The organism is Nocardia puris, from assembly GCF_003315035.1.
GTDB classification, from domain to species: domain Bacteria; phylum Actinomycetota; class Actinomycetes; order Mycobacteriales; family Mycobacteriaceae; genus Nocardia; species Nocardia puris.
The window spans coordinates 569,775-587,563 of record NZ_QNRE01000001.1 but is presented as its reverse complement, the minus strand read 5'-3'; the positions used below and the strand labels follow the sequence as shown (position 1 = coordinate 587,563).

Here is a 17,789-nt window from a genome sequence, read left to right as displayed (position 1 = left end):
CGGGCACCGCCGTGCGGCGGGCCGCGCGGGCGAACCGCTACCGTTTACCGCGTGTTGAGTATCGCCGCCCTGGTTCCGTCGCCGCCGGTCCTGGTCCCGGAACTGTCCGGCCGCCCGGTGGCCGCGACCGGGGCGGACGCCGACGACCCGCTGGTGTCGCTGCGCGCCGCCGTGCTGGCGGCGGGGCAGCGGCTGGCGGCCGTGGCCGCGCGGTGGACGGTGCTCGGCGCCGGGCCCGAAGCGGCCTCGCTCGGACCGGAGGCGAGCGGCACGTTCCGTGGTTTCGGTGCGGACGTGCGCGTTTCCCTGGGCGGCGCGGCCGGTCCGCCCGACCCGCTGCTGCCGCTTGCCGCGCTGATCGCCGGATGGTTGCGCGAGCAGGTCGCGCCCGAGGCGCGTGCCGACGCGCGCATCGTCGCGGCCGCCACCGCGGCCGAGGGCTGCGCCGACGTGGGCGCGATTTTGCGCGCGGAACTGGACGCCGACCCCGAACCGCACGGCGTGCTGGTCGTGGCCGACGGCGCCGCGACCCTGGCGAAGAACTCGCCCGGCTATTTCGACGAACGCGCCGAGGCGCACCAGGACGAGCTGGACCGTGCGCTGAGCGCGGGCGACCGGGCGGGCCTGCACGCGCTCGACCCCGGGCGGTGCGCGGAACTGGTCCTCGCGGGCCGCCCCGCCTACCAGGCGCTCGGCGGACTGTTCGCCACCGACCCCGCCGACCCATCCGTCGAAACCCTGTATCGCGCAGCACCTTTCGGCGTCGGCTACCACGTGAGCCTCTGGCGGCCCACCCGGGAGGCGCGATGACCCTCCCGATCGCCGTGGTCGGCCCCACCGCGACGGGGAAGTCCGATCTGGGCCTCGACCTGGCCGAACGCCTCGGCGGCGAGATCGTCAATATCGACGCCATGCAGCTGTACCGGGGCATGGACATCGGCACCGCGAAGCTGCCGCCCGCGCAGCGGCGCGGCATCCCGCACCACCAGCTCGACGTGCTCGACGTGACCGAGACCGCCAGCGTCGCCACCTACCAGGGGGCGGCCGCCGCCGACGTCGAGGACATCCTGGCCCGCGGCCGCGTTCCGATCGTGGTCGGCGGTTCGATGATGTACGTGCAGGCGCTGCTGGACGAGTGGGCGTTCCCCGCCACCGATCCCGAGGTCCGCGCCCGCTGGGAACGGGTGCTCGAGACCGAAGGCGTCGCGGCGGTGCACGCCGCCCTGCGCGCCGCAGACCCGGTCGCGGCGCGCACCATCCTGCCCACCGACGGCCGGCGCATGGTGCGCGCGCTGGAGGTGGTCGAGCTGACCGGGCGGCCGTTCGCGGCCTCCGCCCCGGTGATCGGCGAACCGCGCTGGGGCACCGTCATTCTCGGCGTCGACCGGGACACCGCCGCCTTGGACGAGCGCATCGAGCGCCGCACCGCGCTCATGTTCGAGACCGGACTCGTGGACGAGGTGATCGGCCTGCTCGACCGGGGCCTGCGCGACGGCGTCACCGCCCGCCGCGCCATCGGCTATGCGCAGGTGCTCGCCCACCTGGACGGCGAATACGATCTGGACCACGCCCGCGAACGCACCCTCATCGGCACCCGGCGCTACGTGCGCAGGCAGCGCTCCTGGTTCCGCCGCGACCCTCGGGTCCGCTGGCTGGACGGCGCCGATCCGGGGCTGCTCGACGCGGCGCTGGCCGCCGTCGCGACCGCGCGACACGACACAGAACGGACCCCGCAGTGACCCGACGCGTCAGCACCCGCAACGCTTCCGTGCAGGTGTGGCAGGCCTACCTGAACAACCGCACCAAACGGCACCGCGACGGCCGGTTCCTGGTGCAGGGCGTGCGCCCGATCACCCAGGCGGTGGCCAGCGGCTGGCCGCTGGAGACGCTGATCTACCGGCTCGGCGGGCCTGAACTCTCGTCGTGGGCGCGCGACCTGCTCGACGACACCGATGTGCCGAGCGTCGGGCTGGTGCCCGAGCTCATGGCCGATCTGGGCGAGAAGGCGAGCGGCACACCGGAATTGGTGGCTGTCGCCGAGACGCGGCACCCGGATCTGGACGAGTTCGCGCCCGGTGAGCCGGGCGAGGACGCGCCCGTGATCGTGGTGTTCGACCGCCCCAACTCGCCGGGCAACCTCGGGACGCTGATCCGCTCGGCCGACGCGTTCGGCGCCGACGCGGTGATCGTCACCGGGCACGGCGCCGACCAGTACGACCCGCAGGCGGTGCGCGCCTCCACGGGCTCGCTGTTCGCGGTGCCGGTGTACCGGGCGGCCGGGCCCGCGCAGGTGCTGGCATTGCGCGACCGGCAGGTGGCGCGCGGCATCCCCACCGCCGTGCTGGGCACCGACGAGCACGGCGCCGGCCCGCTCTACGACCGCGACCTCACCGACGCGGTGATCCTGGTGGTGGGCAACGAGACCTCCGGGATGAGCGCGGCCTGGCAGGATGCCTGTGACGAGGTGCTGTCCATCCCGATGGGCGGCACCGCCAGCTCGCTGGGCGCGCCGTCGGCGGGCGCGGTGGGGCTCTACGAAATTTCCCGGCAGCGCCGGACGTTCGCCAGATGACGACATGAGGAGATCACACGCGTGACGGACATCGAGTTCAGCAAGGGCCACGGCACCCAGAACGATTTCGTGGTGCTGCCCGACGAGGATGTCCGCCTCGACCTCACCCCCGAGCGCGTCGCCGCGCTCTGCGACCGGCAGCGCGGGCTCGGCGCCGACGGCGTGCTGCGGGTGGCCCGCGCGGGCGCGCTGCTCGCGGCGGGCGTGCTCCCCGCGCTGCCCGAGGGCGTGAGCGGGGACGACTGGTTCATGGACTACCGCAACGCCGACGGCTCGATCGCCGAGATGTGCGGCAACGGCGTGCGCGTCTTCGCGCACTACCTGGCCGCGACCGGTCGCGAGCCGCGCGGCGAGCACGTGGTGGGCAGCCGCGCCGGGGCGCGCCCGGTGACCGTGCACGCGGCCGATCCGGTGCGCGGTGAGGTGACGGTGGGCATGGGGGTGGTGCGCGAACTCGGCGAATCCACCGCGTCGATCGCGGGCTGGGCGGTGCCCGGTCTCGGCATCGATGTCGGCAATCCGCACCTGGCCTGCGTGGAGCGGGGACTGTCGGCCGAGGCGCTGGCCAAACTGGATCTGACCGTCCCGCCGGGCTACGACCCCGACCTGTTCCCGCAGGGGGTGAACATCGAGATCCTCACCCCGCTCGGCGGCGACGGCGCCGTCGACATGCGCGTCTACGAACGCGGTGTCGGCGAAACCCGTTCCTGCGGAACGGGAACCGTCGCGGCCGCGGCGGCGGCGCTGGCCGCGGAGGGTTTCGCGATCGCCACCGATACCGGCGAGGTGACGGTGCGGGTGCCCGGGGGAGCGGTGACCGTCACGGTGGCGAACGGGTCCGCGACGCTGCGCGGGCCGTCCGAACTCGTCGCGACCGGCAGGCTCGCGGGCCCGTGGTGGGACGGTCTGTGACCGTTCGCCGGGCGGATAACCGAATGCGCCGGGTCGCCGGACCTGGCAGCATGGAAGGCGTATGAGGAATTCAGAGACATTCGATATGACCGAGGCCGACGATCTGGACCCGGCCGAGGAATCGCGCGAGGGTGACGTGGTGGCCGAACATGCCGCCCGCATGCGGCGCAACGGGTGGAGCGCCGAGCCCACCGTCGGTGAACTCCAGCTCGAGGACCGCGGTTCGCTGCGGCGCGTGGCAGGACTGTCCACCGAGCTCACCGACATCACCGAGGTCGAGTATCGGCAGCTGCGCCTGGAACGGGTCGTGCTGGTCGGGGTGTGGACCTCGGGTTCGGCGGCGCAGGCCGACGCGAGCATGGCCGAGCTGGCCGCGCTCGCCGAGACCGCGGGCTCGCAGGTGCTCGACGCGCTGATCCAGCGTCGCGACCGGCCCGACCCCGCGACCTACATCGGCTCCGGCAAGGCCGACGAGTTGCGCTCGGTGGTGCTCGAGACCGGCGCCGACACCGTCATCTGCGACGGCGAGCTGACCCCGGCCCAGCTGACCGCGCTGGAGAAGGTCGTCAAGGTCAAGGTGATCGACCGGACCGCGCTGATCCTGGACATCTTCGCCCAGCACGCCACCTCCAGCGAGGGCAAGGCGCAGGTCGCGCTGGCCCAGATGGAATACATGCTGCCGCGGCTGCGCGGCTGGGGTGAGTCCATGTCCCGCCAGGCCGGCGGCCGGGCGGGCAGCAACGGAGGTGTGGGCCTGCGCGGTCCCGGTGAGACCAAGATCGAGACCGACCGCCGCCGCATCCGCGAGCGGATGGCCAAGCTGCGGCGCGAGATCCGCGAGATGAAGACCGCGCGCGAGACCAAGCGGGCGCGGCGCACCTCGTCGGGCATTCCGCAGGTCGCCATCGTCGGCTACACCAACGCGGGCAAGTCCAGCCTGATGAACGCGCTCACCGGCGCGGGCATCCTGGTGCAGGACGCGCTGTTCGCCACCCTGGACCCCACCACCCGCCGCGCCGAGCTGGACGACGGGCGCGAGGTGGTGTTCACCGACACCGTCGGCTTCGTGCGGCACCTGCCCACCCAGCTGGTCGAGGCGTTCCGCTCCACGCTGGAGGAGGTGACCGGCGCGGACCTGCTGCTGCACGTGGTGGACGGCTCCGACCCGATGCCGGCCGACCAGATCAAGGCCGTGCGCGAGGTGATCACCGACGTGATCAAGGAGGCCGGGTCGGCCGCGCCGCCGGAGTTGCTGGTGGTGAACAAGATCGACGCCGCCGACCCGACGGAGCTCACCCGGCTGCGCGGGGTGCTGCCCGACGCGGAGTTCGTCTCCGCGCGCACCGGCGCGGGCATCGAGGAGCTGCGCACCCGTCTGGCCACCGTGCTGGGCGGGCTCGACGTGGAGGTCGGCGTGCTGCTGCCCTACACGCGGGGTGACCTGCTCGCGCGCATCCACGCCGACGGCAGGCTGCTGTCCACCGAGCACGAGGAGACCGGCACCCGGGTGCGCGCCCTGGTGCCGCGCGCGCTGGCCGCGGCGCTGTCGGAGTTCGCCGACGGCGGCGTGCCGGTGGCCGCCGAGAAGTAGAACCGACCGCTCCGTACGCGCCCGTGGTGGTGATGTGCGGGGCGGTTCGTTCGTGCCGGGTGTCACTCCCGGAATCACCCTGGCGGACAAGGGGATTCGCACGGCAATTCGGCCTCGGTGGTCGTTGCGGCGCCATGCGGTGTGACCGATCCCACCTCGCCGAGCGACCATCCTGCAACCTGTTCCACCGTGATCCGGTAGTCTGGTTCGCGACGCCGCGACCGTCCGTGGTGCAGGGGACTTTCATTCCGTACGACGATGTGCCGGGATTATCGACATCCGATGGGGACGACACATGCCTGAATCCTCGCCCGCCGTGGCCCAGCTGTCCGACGGCGCACCGCTCGACGTGCGCCTCGGCGAGACCGACCTGCGCGTCCTCGAGGCGCTGCTCGCCCCACTGCGCGCCTGGACCAGTCCGCGATTCCTCGGCCTGGAGAACATCCCCGCCGACGGCCCGGTCCTGCTGGTCGGCAACCACAACCTCATGGGCGCCATCGACGCGCCCCTGCTGATGCCCGCCGTGCTGCGCGAGCGCGGCCGCGTCATCCGGGGGTTGGCCGAGCACGTGCTCATCGCGGTGCCCGGCGTGCGGCACTTCCTGCACCACTACGGCGCGGTGCGCGGCACCCGCGACAACTGCATGGCGCTGCTCGGGCGCGGCGAGGCGGTGCTGGTGTTCCCCGGCGGCGGGCGCGAGGCGGTGCGCCGCAAGAACGAGAAGTACCTGCTCAAGTGGGAGGGGCGCACCGGTTTCGCGCGGATGGCGCTGGAGGCGGGCGTGCCGATCGTGCCGGTCGCCATGATCGGCGTGGACGACGCGTTCGACATCGTCTTCGACGGTGACCACCCCGTCCTGCGGCCGCTGCGCTGGACCGTGCAGGCCCTCGGCCTCAAGCCCGACCTCACCCCGCCCCTGCTGCGCGGCGTGGGCCCCACCTTCCTGCCGCGCCCGGAGCGCTTCTACTTCTCCGCCGGCGTGCCCATCGATCCGGCGCCGTGGCGCGGCGCGGGCGATCTCGACGCCGCCGCCACCGAACTGCGCGACGTCGTGCGCAAGGCCCTCGAAGAGGAACTGAAATTCCTGCTCGCCGAACGCGACCGCGACTCCGGCCGCACCCTCACCGGCCGCCTCCGCGGGTTGCTCCCGTTCTGATCCGATCGGACCACCTCCTACCTCACCCGGCTGCGGGACCGTCGGCGAGCGCGCCCCACAGCTCTCTGCGCACTCCGCCGTGATGGGCTCGACCTCCACCGCCCGGTCGGCACCTCGGTCCCGCGGCCCCACTCTCCGCCTGGTCGACGGCACGGGCGGCGACCGAGCGGCCGGGCGGCAGCGCAGCACCATCGCTGGGCCTGCCCGCGTGATCGTCGTCGGCTATGGGTTCGCGCGCTCTCCGCCGGGTGGTCAGGTTTGCCGGGAGTGGCGCTGGATCGGACTCCGTCTACTCCGCTTTTCCTGGTGAAACCGCGCGTTCTCCGGGCGTGAAGTTAACAGTCATTCATGTTTCGGGTACCGTGTGCGGTAACGACGGGTCGGTGTGGACCGGCCGGGTGTCACCAGGAGGTTGGTTGTGGAGCGCACACTTTTCGAGCCCGAGCACGATCTGTTCCGGGAGTCGTTCCGCAAGTTTCTCGATCAGCACGTCGCGCCCCACCACGCGAAGTGGGAAGAGCAGGGCATCGTCGATCGCGACGTGTGGCTCGAGGCGGGCAAGCAGGGCTTCCTCGGCATGGCCGTGCCGGAGGAGTTCGGCGGTGGTGGGGTGCAGGACTTCCGCTACAACGCGATCATCACCGAGGAGTGCGTGAAGGGGCAGTACTCGGGCCTGGGCTTCGCCCTGCACAACGACGTGGTCGCGCCCTACCTGCTGGAGCTGGCCGACGAGGAGCAGAAGCGGCGCTGGCTGCCCGGCTTCTGTTCCGGGGAGCTCATCACCGCCATCGCCATGACCGAACCGGGCACCGGCTCGGACCTGCAGGGCATCAAGGCGCGTGCGGTGCGCGACGGCGACGAGTGGATCCTCAACGGCGCCAAGACCTTCATCACCAACGGCATCAACGCCGACATCGTGATCGTCGTCGCCCAGACCGATCCGGAGAAGGGCGCCATGGGCTTCAGCCTGCTGGTGGTCGAGCGCGGCATGCCCGGCTTCGAGCGCGGCCGCAACCTCGACAAGATCGGCCTCAAAGCCCAGGACACCGCCGAGCTCAGCTTCACCGACGTGCGCGTGCCCGCCGCCAACCTGCTCGGCACCGAGGGCATGGGCTTCATCCACCTCATGCACAACCTGCCGCAGGAGCGCCTGTCCATCGCCGTCATGGCCGCCGCCGCGATGGAGGCCTGCCTCGACATGACTTGCCAGTACGTGCGCGACCGCAAGGCCTTCGGCAAGCCGATCGGCGCGCTGCAGAACACCCGCTTCGTGCTCGCCGAACTGGCCACCAAGACCACCGCCGTGCGGATCATGGTGGATCGCTTCATCGAGGAGCTGAACGCGGGCAAGCTCAGCGTCGAGGACGCGGCCATGGCGAAGTGGTGGAGCACCGAGGAGCAGCTCGACCTCATCAACCGCTGCCTGCAGCTGCACGGCGGCTACGGCTACATGAAGGAATACCCGATCGCCAAGGCCTACATGGACGCCCGCATCCAGACCATCTACGGCGGCACCACCGAGATCATGAAGGAGATCATCGGGCGCGGGCTGAAACTCGCCTGACACCGGGCTGTTTCGCGCAGGGGAGGGGGCCGCCGCCCCGTCCCCTGCGTTCGGACGGGGCTCGCGGCGTCACGCCTGCGACAGGGTACCCACGGTCGCGCCGAGCGCCAGGAGTTCTTCCGCGACCAGTGCGGAAGCCTGCCGAACGGTGGTGTAGCGCACGGGCAGTCGGGTCTGGGCGATGTCGTTGAGCATCCCGAGGACGGCCTGCACCCGGAGGCGGGCCGCGGGCGCCGACCACTCCGGGTGGACGGCTCGGACGGTGCGGACCCAGTCGAAGACGTAGTCCAGCTGGACGGCGCGAATCTGCTGACGGTGCGGCTCGGGGAGGTGGATCACCTCGGTGAGCAGGACCTGCACCAGGCCGGGGTTGTCGAACGCGAAGGCGAGATAGCTCGCGATCAGCGCCCGCACCGCGTCGGTGTCGTCGCGCGCGGCCGCGAGGGCGCGATTCATGTCGATGCGCAGCCATTCGGCGCCACGGGTGAGTGCGGCGGCCAGCACGTCCTCTTTGCGGGCGAAGTGGTGGTAGACGCTGGGCCCGGCGATGCCGACGACCGTACCGATGTCCTCCATACCGACGTGGGCGTAGCCGTCGCGGGCGAACAGGTCGATCGCGGCGGCCAGCAGTTGCTCACGCCGCGTGCCGGGGCGCAGCGGCGCCTCCGGCGCGGCACCCGATGTCCCCGTCCGGAGCGCGGGCACGGGGGCGTGGACGACGGTCTCGATCAATGTGCCGAGCAGCGTGGAGAATTCGGGTTCGGGCAGGGTCACGTTGTGGAACGAGACGCTGGTCGCGACGGCCACCGCGCACGTCGCGAGCAGAACGGTAGCCTCGGCACCGAGGTCGGGACGCTGCGCGGCGATCTGGTCGGCCACCCGGCGGCGGAACCCGCGCATGCGGTGGTGCAGCGCGGTGCGGGTGTCCGGGGGGAGCTGCCGGGCCTCACGCCGCCACAGCACACCGACGTGGCGTTGCGCGATCGCGGCCGCGGCCAGGTCCGAGGCGAGCGGACGGGCGCCGGACTCGGTCTCGTCCAGCAGCCGGTCGGCGGCGTCGAGCGAGTCGGTGATCACCGCTTCGAGCAGCTGCCGCTTACCGCGGAAGTGCCGGTAGAGCGCGGAGGGGCCGACGGCGACCGCCTCGGCGATATCGCTCATCGCGACGTTGGCGTACCCGTCGCGGGCGAACAGCTCGGTGGCCGCGTCGAGGATGAGCGCCCGGCGGTTCGCCGGGCGTGTGCCGCGTGCGGGGCGGGCGTCACGCGTGGCCGGACTCCCGCTCACCCGCACCCCCTTCTCCGTCTCATGACACGTCGCGGCCGGCCTGTTCCCAATGCGGCTTGCGCAGCTCGCGTTTGAGGATCTTACCGGCGCCCGACAGGGGCAACGCGTCGGCGAACTCGACGCTGCGCGGGATCTTGTAGTTCGCGATGAGGGACTTGCAGTGGGTACCGAGTTCCTCGGCCGTGGCCGTCCGGCCGGGCGCGAGGACGACCACCGCGTGCACCCGCTCACCCCAGTCGGCGTCGGGGATGCCGATCACCGCGCACTGGGCGACGGCGGGATGCTTGGCCAGCGCGTTCTCCACCTCGGCGCTGTAGACGTTCTCGCCGCCGGTCACGATCATGTCCTTGAGCCGGTCCACGACGAACACGTAGCCCGCCTCGTCCATGTAGCCGCCGTCGCCGGTGTGCATCCACCCGTCGACCACCGCGGCGGCGGTCTCCTCGGGTTTGTTCCAGTACCCGAGCATCACGTTGTCGCCTTTGACGACGATCTCGCCCACGGTGCCGCGTGGCACCTCGTTCCCGTCGGGATCGACCACGCGCACCTCGGCGTGTGCGACGGCCCGCCCGGCGGCGCGCCGCAACTCGGGCCGCCGGTGGTCCTCGGCGGTGAGCAGCGTGGCGATCGGGGAGAGCTCGGTCATGCCGTAGGCCTGGGTGAACTCCGCCGAGGGGAAGGCCTTCGCCGCCCGCTCGAGCAGCGCCTCGGAGATCGGTGAGGCGCCGTAGAGCACGCGGCGCAGGCCGGACAGGTCGTGCTCGGCCGCGCCGGGGTCGTCGACGAGCATCTGGATCATGGTCGGGACCAGCAGCGAATCCGTGACCCGGTGTTCGGCCATGGCTTTCAGCACGCCGGGCGGGGTGAACACCGGCACGATCACGTGCGTCGCGCCCAGGACATTGCCGATGTTCCACGCCGCGTAGTCGGCGAGGTGGAACATCGGCGCGGCGTGCAGCAGGCGGCCGTGGCGGGTCGCCAGGTCGGTCGTGGCGAGTGCGCCCAGCGCGGAGGTGACGACGTTGTCGTGGCTGAGCATCACGCCTTTGGGGAAGCCGGTGGTGCCGCCGGTGTAGAAGAGGCCGAGCAGCTCGGCGCCGCCGGTTCGGGTGTCGGGCGCCGGATCGGACTCGGCCACCAGCGTCTCGTAGTCGAGGGTGCCGTCGGGCCGTTCCCCGTCGCCGATGAACACAACGTGTTCGAGCGGGTACTCCGCCAGGATCGCGGGCAGGGCCTGGGCGAACATGTCGTCCACGAGCAGCGTCGTCGTGCCCGAATCCCGCAGCGAGTAGACGATCTCGGCGGGACTCCACCGGATGTTGACCGGGTTGACGACCGCCCCGAGCCACGGCACCGCGATGTAGTACTCGTGATACCGATCGGAATTGAGCGCCAGAATGCCGACGCGGTCACCCTTGCCGACACCGAGCCCGCGCAGGGCACCCGCGAATCGCGCGACGCGGTCGGCCGATTCGGCGACGGTGCGGGTGCGCTCCCCGTAGATCGTCGCGAGGGCGTCGGGGCGCTGCTGGAGCGCGCGGTGCAGCGACTGCGTGAGGTACATCAGAAATCGAACCCTCCGCCGCAAACCAGCGTCTGCCCGCTGACGTAGTCGGACTCCGGCGTGCACAGCAGGTACACCGCGCCCGCGGCTTCGGCGGGCGCGCCGCCGCGCCCGAGCGGGATCATCCGCTCCATGGCCGCGAGCAGGTCGGGGTTGACGCCGACCTTGATCTGCTTGCCCGCCACGTCGATGGTGCCGCCGGTGTCGGCGGGCGCCTCGGTGAGCCGGGTCTTGATCAGGCCGAACGCGACCGTGTTGGCGGTGACGTTGTAGCGGCCCCACTCCTTGGCGATCGTCTTGGTGAGGCCCGTGAGGCCCGCCTTGGCCGCGGAGTAGTTGGCCTGCCCGGCGTTGCCGCCGGTGCCCGCGAGCGAGGAGATGTTGACGACCTTGCGGCAGGGGACGGGCTCGCCGGCCTGCCGCGCCTTCTTCACCAGGTCGCTGATCACCGGCTGCGCGGCGCGCAGGATCTGGAACGGCGCTTTGAGGTGCACGTCGAGGATCGCGTCCCACTGCTCGTCGGTCATCTTCTGGATGACGCTGTCCCAGGTGTAGCCGGCGTTATTGACGATGATGTCGAGGCCGCCGTAGGTGTCGACCGCGGTCTGCACGAACCGCTCGCCGAACCCGGATTCGGTGACGCTGCCGACGCAGGTGGTGGCGGTGCCGCCCGCGGCCTCGATGGCGGCGACCGTCTCCTTCGCCGGTTCGGCGTCGAGGTCGTTGACGACCACGCGCGCGCCTTCGGCGGCCAGTTTGAGTGCGATCTCGCGTCCGATGCCGCGGCCGGAGCCGGAGACGATCGCGATCCTGCCGTCGAGATTACCCATGGTGTACGAGTCCTTCCTGAAGGGAGATGCGGGCGTCACCGGTCAGGGTGACGGTGCCGTCGGGCAGGGTGACCGCGAGGTCGACCGTGGCGATATCGCCGTCGACGGCGGTCACCGTGCCCGTGCAGATCGGTTCGGCGTGTACCGGTGTGATGGCCGCGAAGCGCACTTGGAACGACCGGATGCCCTCCTGCCGAACCCACGAGGTGAGCAGCCTGCCGAGGTAGGCCATCGACAGCATGCCGTGCGCGAACACGTCGTCGAGCCCGGCCGAGCGCGCGACATCGATGTCGATGTGCATCGGGTTGTGATCGCCCGAGGCGCCGGCGAACAGCGCCAGCGTGGTCCGCGAGATCGGGGGCAGTTTCAGCGGGGGCAGTTCGGTGCCGACGGTGACGGTCATTTGCGCACCACCACAACGGTTTTCAGGTCGGCGACGGCCGAGCCGTCGGCGCGGGTCACTGCCGTCTCCTTCACGATGAACGTCAACGCGCCGCCCTTCTTCTGGTACGTGTCGGTGATACGCGGCGTCGCGGTGAGCGTGTCGCCGGCGCGCGCGGGGGAGTGGTAGACGAACGACTGCTCCCCGTGCAGGACCTTGCGCAGGTCCACGCCGAGCTCGGCGAGCCAGGCGAACGGGTCGGGCTGTTCGAGTTCGATCGCGAACAAGAACGTCGGCGGCACCACGTCGGTGGGGTTCGGCTCGCCGATCGCCTTGGCGAACAAGCGGAGCCGGCCCGCGTCGATGTACAGCGTCGAGGGAGCGAGTCCGGTACCGATCATCGGCCCACCTTTTCGTAGAGCGTGACGACCGTGGCACCGCCGAGGCCGATATTGTGCTGGAGCGCGACGATGCAGCCGTCCACCTGGCGTGCGTCGGCCTCGCCCCGCAGTTGCCACACCAGTTCGGCGCACTGCGCGAGTCCGGTGGCGCCCAGCGGATGTCCCTTCGACAGCAGCCCGCCCGACGGGTTGGTCACGACCCGCCCGCCATAGGTGTTGTCGCCGTCGAGGATGAACTTCTCGGCCGTGCCCTCGGGCGTGAAGCCCAGTGCCTCGTAGGTGAGCAGTTCGTTGGCGGTGAAGCAGTCGTGCAGTTCGGCGACCTTGATGTCCTCGGGGCCGACACCGCTGGCCTCGTACACCTGCCGGGCGGCCTCGCGCGCCATGTCGTAGCCGACGATCGCGGCCATCGACCGGGATTCGAACGTCGAGGCGGTGTCGGTTGTCATCGCCTGCGCCGCGATCGCGACATCGGCGCGCAATCCGTGCGTGCGGGCGAAGTCCTCGCTGCAGACCACGGCGGCTGCCGCGCCGCAGGTGGGCGGGCAGCACTGCAGGCGGGTGAGCGGGCCGTAGATGTGCGGGGAGGCGAGCACTTCCTCGACGGTGAGCTCGTCGCGGAACACCGCGTAAGGGTTGTGTTCGGCGTGTTTTCGCGATTTCACCGAGATCGCGGCGAAGGTCTCCGGCGCGGTACCGTACTTGTGCGCGTACTCGCGGCCCGCGCCCCCGAACAACTGCGCCGCGAACGGCGCCTCGCTGGTGCCCTGGATGTCGTGGACGATCTCGGAGAACGAGTCGAACGGCGTCGGGCGGTCGGTGAACGACATGGCCAGCGCGCCGCGCTGCATCTGCTCGAAACCGAGGGCGAGCACGCACTCGGCCGCGCCCGAGGCCACGGCCTGGCGCGCCAGGTACAGCGCCGACGACCCGGTCGAACAATTGTTGTTCACGTTGAGCACCGGGATGCCCGCGGGGCCGACCCGGTACAGCGCGGCCTGGCCGGAGGTGGAATCGCCGTACACCCACCCGGCGTAGGCCTGCTGGATGAGCGAGTAGTCGACCCCGGCGTCGGCGAGCGCAGCCCTGGTCGCCTTCTCGCCCATCACGTCGTAGGTCTCGGTACGGCTGGGGGTGGTGAAGGGAATCATCCCCACACCGGCGATGAGCGCTCGGCGTGACATCGGTGTCTCCTTGGTGCTGCCGGAATGAATCTAATAGATATTCACATAGCACGGTAAGGTATCAGCCGAAGCCGGGCAATGGGCCGGTTTCAACGAAAGTCGCAAGATTCACTTATGGCGGGTGCCGCAGTCCCGGGCGCGGGGGTGAACGCGTCGGTGTCGTCCCGCGACAGGCGCGGATTCAGCCGGTCGGGAGCAGGCAGGCGACGACGGTCCGGGTGGGGCGCGCGGCCGTGGCCGGATCGTGGTGGTCGATGCGGAATCCGTTGGCGCGCAGCAGGTTCACCAGTCCGTCGCCGCAGACCTCGCGGGCGTGCCCGGGTTCCATGACGAGGAGGTAGGCGTCCACGGCGAGACCGGTCAGGGCGGGGCGGTCGAGATCGACGGCGACGAAGCGACCGCCGGGGGTGAGCACGCGGGCGGACTCGCGGATCGCCGCGCGGCGCACCTCCGTCGGGACCTCGTGCAGGCCGAACGCCGCCATCACCACGTCGAAGGAGTTGTCCGGGTAGGGGAGCGCGGCGACATCGCCGCGCACCAGATCGACGGTGGTGATACCCGCCGACGACAGCTTGCGCAGGCCGACCGCGATCATCTCGGGGGAGATGTCCACGCCGACCGCGTGCGCGCCGGGCCGCCGCCGCGCCGGCAGCCGGGATGCGTAGCCGGTGCCCGCGCACAACTCTCGCACGCGCCCTGCGCGACGTGGCGCACCAACTCCTCGTGCGGGCGGCCCGGCAGCAGCGGGTTCGCCGCCTCCAGCACCTCGCCCGCCAGGGTGAACTTCACGCGGTTCCGCAGCGTCGACAGGGGAGTCGACCTACGGTCGGCGCACCGCCCCCACGAGGTACGAATCCGGCGTCACTTGCGCCGGGTGCGCACCAGCAGGCCGGCCACGTGCGCGCAGGCGGCCGAGCGCGCGCCCTCGGCGTCGCCGGAGCGGATCGCCGCGACGATGCGGTCGTGCTCGACCACGGCGATGCGGCGATTGTCGGGTGAGGTCCACATGTCGGAGCGGTACAGGTGCGCCTGTCCGTCCAGCCGGAACAGGGCCTCGCTCAACGGCTTGTTGTCGGCGATATCGCGGATGGCGGTGTGGAATTCGAGGTCGAGCCGGGCGTCGCGGCGCTGGTCGGCGGGCGAGTCCAGCAGATCGCGCTGTTCGTCGAGCATCGCCGACAGTTCCGCCACGTTGCGGTGCGTGGCCCGCAGCGTGGCGTGGTAGGCGGCGAGCCCGTCGAGGACTTCGCGGACCTGGAACACCGACCGGATGGTGTCGTCGTCCACGGTGTCGACCTTGGCGCCCGCGTTGCGGGTATAGACGGCGATGCCCTCGTTGATGAGCTGCTGCACCGCCTCCCGCACCGGCGTGCGGCTGACGTTCAGCTTCGCCGCCAGCGCGGGCACGCTCAGCGGCGTACCGGGCGGCAGGTCGCCCGCGAAGATCTGTTCGCGCAGGGTGGCGTGGACCGATTCGGCGAGCAGGGCGCGCTCGGTCGTCGTCATCTGTTGTTCTCCGCTGGTCCTGGCCACGCCCCACGGTAACGCGGGGCGTGGCGGGCTCGTCGTGGCGCGCGCGGGATCACCGGTCGCGGGCCGCCAGCACGCGCTCGGCTTCGCGCAGACCGGCCGGCGCGACGCCGGACTTCATCCCCGCCAGCTTGGCGGCGATGTTCTCGGCGATGGTGATCGGCGGATAGCCGGTCTCGCCGGGGCCGAGGCAGCCGGGCAGCGTCTCGATCACCGCGTCGTGGTTGCCGTCGAAGAAGAACGCCGCCGAGCGCCGCCGCCGGATGCGGCCGTCCACGATGGGCGGGTCCACGCGGTGCACCGTGGACAGCCACCGGTCGTTGGTCCAGCGCGCCATGGCGTCGCCCAGGTTCACCAGCAGTGCGCCCTCGGCGGGTTGCACGTCGTGCCACACGCCGTCCCCGTCGAGCACCTGCAACCCCGGTACGCGGTCGGCCCAGAGGATGGTGAGGATGCCGAAGTCGGTGTGCGCGCCCATGCCTGTCAGCTCACCGGCGAGCTGGATCTCGGATTCCGGTAGCGCGTAGTTGTTCATCTTCAGCACTTCGATCGAGTGATCGGTGAGCGCGTCGAAATAGCCTTCGGGCAGATGCAGCGCATCGGTGAACGCGCGCAACAGGATTCGCGACAGCTCCTGCGCGTGCCGGAAGTACTCCTCGATCGCGGGCCGGAATTCGGGCAGCACGCCCGGCCAGGTGTTGGGCGCGTAGCTCACGGCGGGCAGGGTCAGGCCCGGGTAGGCCGCGGCCTCGGTGCCGACGGTGAGCGATTCGTAGAAGTCGTTCATCATCGACGCCGACGCGATGCCCAGACTCATGCTCAGCGACTCGGTCTTCGGCGGCGAGTAGCCGCGATTCTCGGTGACGGGGCGCCGGTACTCCTTCTTCGTGTCGAGCGGCAGTGCGAAGAACGCGTCGAGCGCGTCGGCCAGGGCGCCGGTGACCTCGTCGGGAATGCCGTGCCCGACGATCTGGACGAAGCCCACCTCCCGGCAGGCGCGGTCCAGACGCGCGGCGAGCTCGGCGCGCGCCTCGGCGGACGATTCGACGCGGTAGGGCGTGATATCGATGGCCGGTACTTCGAACGTGTCGGACATATGTTCTCTCCCTGAGTGATTCATCGGTGCTCGCCCGAGGTGTGCCACTTGCCGACGAGCGCCCGCGAGACGGCGCTGAACACGACGAACACGGTGACGCCGAGCAGCGCGGCGAGGATGATGGCGGCGAACAGGTCTTCGGACTGCAACCGGCTGCGGTAGACGTCGAGCAGGGTGCCGATGCCGGGCTGGCCCTTCGCGAAGAACATGTCGCCGATGATCGCGCCCACCACGACCAGTCCGCCGGAGATCCGCAGACCGGTGAGGATGGACGGAAGTGCCGCGGGCAGTTCGAGTTTCACCAGCCGGTCCCACTTCGACGCGCGCGCCAGCGTGAACAGCTCGTGCTGGCTGCGCTCCACGGATTGCAGGCCGAACAGCGTGTTGGTGATGATCGGGAACAGCGCGATGATCACGCACACCAGCGTGCGCGCGAAGGTGCCGTAGCCGAACCACAATCCGATCAGCGGCACCAGGGCGAGGATCGGAATCACCTGGAGGGCGACGGCGTACGGGTAGATCGCCCGCTCCACCCACCGGGCGCGGCTCATGAGGGTGCCGATCGCGACGCCCGCCACCGCCGCCACGGCGAATCCGATCGCGGCCACGCGCGCGGTCACCGCGAGCGCCTCCAGCATCGGCCCCACGTGGGCGGGGTCGAGCAGCGATTCGGTGAGCACGCGGTGCGGGGCGGGCAGCAGGAAGCGGCGCTCCGGCGCGAGCACGAGGTAGGTGACGGCGTACCAGGCGGCGATCCCCACGGCGAACGACGCGAGCGGCAGGCCGATCGCGCTCGCGGTGCGTCCGGCGAGGCGGCCCAGCGTGGCCGAGTGGTCGGCCGGTTCTCTGGCTTTCGTCGCGGTGGCGGGCATTTCGGTGCGGGACACCAAGGGGACGGCGGTGTCGGTCATCGGGTTCCTCCGTGCAGGGACGCTGAGATCCGGGAGACGTGGTCGGTGAAGGCGGGCTCGTAGCGCAGGCCGGGGTCGCGCGGGTACGGGAAGTCGATGTCGATCACGTCGGCGATCCGGCCCGGCCGGGGCGTCATCACCACCACCCGGTTGGCGAGGAACACCGCCTCCGACACCGAGTGCGTGATGAACATGGCGGTGAATCCCTTGTCGCTGTAGAGCTTCTGGAGTTCGCCCTGCATGTCCAGGCGGGTCATCTCGTCGAGCGCGCCGAACGGTTCGTCCAGCAGCAGCACCTCCGGCGCGAGGGTGAGCGCGCGGGCCAGCGAGGCGCGCATCTTCATCCCGCCCGACAGCGTCTTGGGCAGCTGCCCGGCGAAATCGGTGAGGCCGACGGCGGCCAGCGCGGCGTCGGCGCGGGCCCGGCGGGTGGCGCGGTCGGCGCCGCGCAGTTCGATGGACAGCTCCACGTTGCGGCGCACGCTGCGCCACGGCAGCAGGGTGGGCTCCTGGAAGATGAAGCCGACCGATTCGGTGGCGACCGCCGCGGACCCGGAGGTCGGGCGTTCCAGACCGGCCGCCATGCGCAGCAGCGTCGATTTGCCGCAGCCCGAGGGACCGACGACGGCGACGAAGTCGCCGCGCCGCACCCGCAGGTCGATGCCCTCGAGGGCGACGGTTCCGGTGGGGAACCGCTTGGTGACGGAATCGAAGGACAGCTCGACGCCTTTGGTCAGTGTCCGCGCGTCCGAATCGCGCATCGTGTTCGCGAGCCCCATGCCTGGCCTCCGGGTCGGTGTGTGCATGCA

Annotated in this window: 17 protein-coding genes and 1 pseudogene; 7 read left to right on the top strand and 11 right to left on the bottom strand. The window is 71.1% G+C overall.

Features of this window, described 5'->3' with window-relative positions; genetic code table 11:
* Positions 1 to 51: 51 nt before the first annotated feature.
* The 7 genes from DFR74_RS02690 to DFR74_RS02660 all read left to right on the top strand — a co-directional run bounded on the left by DFR74_RS02690 (position 52) and on the right by DFR74_RS02660 (position 7,795).
* On the top strand, positions 52 to 810 hold the full coding sequence (locus tag DFR74_RS02690; RefSeq protein ID WP_113974918.1) for a class III extradiol ring-cleavage dioxygenase family protein: 759 nt from the start codon (positions 52 to 54) through the stop codon (positions 808 to 810).
* The gene (gene miaA / locus DFR74_RS02685; RefSeq protein WP_084537382.1) at positions 807 to 1,739 is read left to right on the top strand and encodes a tRNA (adenosine(37)-N6)-dimethylallyltransferase MiaA; all 933 of its coding nucleotides are present in this window, start codon (positions 807 to 809) and stop codon (positions 1,737 to 1,739) included. Before DFR74_RS02690 ends, miaA begins: the two co-directional genes overlap by 4 nt.
* Positions 1,736 to 2,572: a TrmH family RNA methyltransferase gene (locus DFR74_RS02680; RefSeq protein WP_067504723.1), complete on the top strand. Its 837-nt coding sequence runs from the start codon at positions 1,736 to 1,738 to the stop codon at positions 2,570 to 2,572. The genes miaA and DFR74_RS02680 overlap by 4 nt, the downstream gene beginning before the upstream one ends.
* Before the next feature lie 30 nt (positions 2,573 to 2,602).
* A complete protein-coding gene (gene dapF / locus DFR74_RS02675; RefSeq protein WP_113974963.1) occupies positions 2,603 to 3,484 on the top strand; it encodes a diaminopimelate epimerase in 882 nt (293 codons plus the stop codon).
* 160 nt (positions 3,485 to 3,644) lie between these two features.
* Positions 3,645 to 5,075 (top strand): GTPase HflX, encoded by a 1,431-nt coding sequence (hflX, locus tag DFR74_RS02670; RefSeq protein WP_067504720.1) that lies wholly within the window; start codon positions 3,645 to 3,647, stop codon positions 5,073 to 5,075.
* 295 nt (positions 5,076 to 5,370) lie between these two features.
* Complete coding sequence (locus tag DFR74_RS02665; protein ID WP_084537380.1) at positions 5,371 to 6,231, top strand: lysophospholipid acyltransferase family protein; 861 nt, start codon at positions 5,371 to 5,373, stop codon at positions 6,229 to 6,231.
* 418 nt (positions 6,232 to 6,649) lie between these two features.
* Positions 6,650 to 7,795 carry an acyl-CoA dehydrogenase family protein gene (locus tag DFR74_RS02660; RefSeq protein WP_067504698.1) on the top strand — a complete coding sequence of 382 codons (1,146 nt, stop codon included), beginning with the start codon at positions 6,650 to 6,652 and terminating at the stop codon, positions 7,793 to 7,795.
* A 69-nt stretch (positions 7,796 to 7,864) separates the two neighbouring features.
* Here the strand turns inward: DFR74_RS02660 and DFR74_RS02655 are convergent, their stop codons facing one another.
* The 11 genes and pseudogenes from DFR74_RS02655 to DFR74_RS02605 form a co-directional block, all read right to left on the bottom strand.
* Complete coding sequence (locus DFR74_RS02655; RefSeq protein ID WP_067504694.1) at positions 7,865 to 9,082, bottom strand: TetR/AcrR family transcriptional regulator; 1,218 nt, start codon at positions 9,080 to 9,082, stop codon at positions 7,865 to 7,867.
* A gap of 19 nt (positions 9,083 to 9,101) precedes the next feature.
* Positions 9,102 to 10,646 (bottom strand): acyl-CoA synthetase, encoded by a 1,545-nt coding sequence (locus tag DFR74_RS02650; RefSeq protein WP_067504691.1) that lies wholly within the window; start codon positions 10,644 to 10,646, stop codon positions 9,102 to 9,104.
* A complete protein-coding gene (locus tag DFR74_RS02645; RefSeq protein WP_067504688.1) occupies positions 10,646 to 11,476 on the bottom strand; it encodes an SDR family NAD(P)-dependent oxidoreductase in 831 nt (276 codons plus the stop codon). The genes DFR74_RS02650 and DFR74_RS02645 overlap by 1 nt, the downstream gene beginning before the upstream one ends.
* On the bottom strand, positions 11,469 to 11,879 hold the full coding sequence (locus tag DFR74_RS02640) for a MaoC/PaaZ C-terminal domain-containing protein (RefSeq protein ID WP_067504685.1): 411 nt from the start codon (positions 11,877 to 11,879) through the stop codon (positions 11,469 to 11,471). Before DFR74_RS02640 ends, DFR74_RS02645 begins: the two co-directional genes overlap by 8 nt.
* Positions 11,876 to 12,259 carry a MaoC family dehydratase N-terminal domain-containing protein gene (locus DFR74_RS02635; RefSeq protein ID WP_067504682.1) on the bottom strand — a complete coding sequence of 128 codons (384 nt, stop codon included), beginning with the start codon at positions 12,257 to 12,259 and terminating at the stop codon, positions 11,876 to 11,878. The genes DFR74_RS02640 and DFR74_RS02635 overlap by 4 nt, the downstream gene beginning before the upstream one ends.
* The gene (locus tag DFR74_RS02630) at positions 12,256 to 13,443 is read right to left on the bottom strand and encodes a lipid-transfer protein (protein ID WP_067504679.1); all 1,188 of its coding nucleotides are present in this window, start codon (positions 13,441 to 13,443) and stop codon (positions 12,256 to 12,258) included. Before DFR74_RS02630 ends, DFR74_RS02635 begins: the two co-directional genes overlap by 4 nt.
* A 181-nt stretch (positions 13,444 to 13,624) precedes the next feature.
* A pseudogene (locus DFR74_RS02625) lies at positions 13,625 to 14,140 on the bottom strand (methyltransferase domain-containing protein); the annotation flags it as partial.
* A 164-nt stretch (positions 14,141 to 14,304) separates the two neighbouring features.
* Complete coding sequence (locus DFR74_RS02620) at positions 14,305 to 14,949, bottom strand: GntR family transcriptional regulator (protein ID WP_067504677.1); 645 nt, start codon at positions 14,947 to 14,949, stop codon at positions 14,305 to 14,307.
* Between the two features lie 76 nt (positions 14,950 to 15,025).
* Positions 15,026 to 16,069 (bottom strand): isopenicillin N synthase family dioxygenase, encoded by a 1,044-nt coding sequence (locus tag DFR74_RS02615; RefSeq protein WP_067504674.1) that lies wholly within the window; start codon positions 16,067 to 16,069, stop codon positions 15,026 to 15,028.
* 20 nt (positions 16,070 to 16,089) lie between these two features.
* Positions 16,090 to 16,980 (bottom strand): ABC transporter permease, encoded by an 891-nt coding sequence (locus DFR74_RS02610; RefSeq protein WP_067504671.1) that lies wholly within the window; start codon positions 16,978 to 16,980, stop codon positions 16,090 to 16,092.
* Positions 16,977 to 17,759 (bottom strand): ABC transporter ATP-binding protein, encoded by a 783-nt coding sequence (locus DFR74_RS02605; protein ID WP_067504668.1) that lies wholly within the window; start codon positions 17,757 to 17,759, stop codon positions 16,977 to 16,979. The genes DFR74_RS02610 and DFR74_RS02605 overlap by 4 nt, the downstream gene beginning before the upstream one ends.
* Positions 17,760 to 17,789 lie beyond the last annotated feature (30 nt).

Bases quoted from the DNA above. Each gene is read 5' to 3' on its own strand.
- DFR74_RS02635 (WP_067504682.1), bottom strand. From the start codon at position 12,259: ATGATCGGTACCGGACTCGCTCCCTCGACGCTGTACATCGACGCGGGC.
- DFR74_RS02650 (WP_067504691.1), bottom strand. From the start codon at position 10,646: ATGTACCTCACGCAGTCGCTGCACCGCGCGCTCCAGCAGCGCCCCGAC.
- DFR74_RS02615 (WP_067504674.1), bottom strand. From the start codon at position 16,069: ATGTCCGACACGTTCGAAGTACCGGCCATCGATATCACGCCCTACCGC.
- DFR74_RS02630 (WP_067504679.1), bottom strand. From the start codon at position 13,443: ATGTCACGCCGAGCGCTCATCGCCGGTGTGGGGATGATTCCCTTCACC.
- DFR74_RS02645 (WP_067504688.1), bottom strand. From the start codon at position 11,476: ATGGGTAATCTCGACGGCAGGATCGCGATCGTCTCCGGCTCCGGCCGC.
- miaA (WP_084537382.1), top strand. From the start codon at position 807: ATGACCCTCCCGATCGCCGTGGTCGGCCCCACCGCGACGGGGAAGTCC.
- DFR74_RS02610 (WP_067504671.1), bottom strand. From the start codon at position 16,980: ATGACCGACACCGCCGTCCCCTTGGTGTCCCGCACCGAAATGCCCGCC.
- DFR74_RS02640 (WP_067504685.1), bottom strand. From the start codon at position 11,879: ATGACCGTCACCGTCGGCACCGAACTGCCCCCGCTGAAACTGCCCCCG.
- DFR74_RS02665 (WP_084537380.1), top strand. From the start codon at position 5,371: ATGCCTGAATCCTCGCCCGCCGTGGCCCAGCTGTCCGACGGCGCACCG.
- hflX (WP_067504720.1), top strand. From the start codon at position 3,645: ATGCGGCGCAACGGGTGGAGCGCCGAGCCCACCGTCGGTGAACTCCAG.
- DFR74_RS02605 (WP_067504668.1), bottom strand. From the start codon at position 17,759: ATGGGGCTCGCGAACACGATGCGCGATTCGGACGCGCGGACACTGACC.
- DFR74_RS02620 (WP_067504677.1), bottom strand. From the start codon at position 14,949: ATGACGACGACCGAGCGCGCCCTGCTCGCCGAATCGGTCCACGCCACC.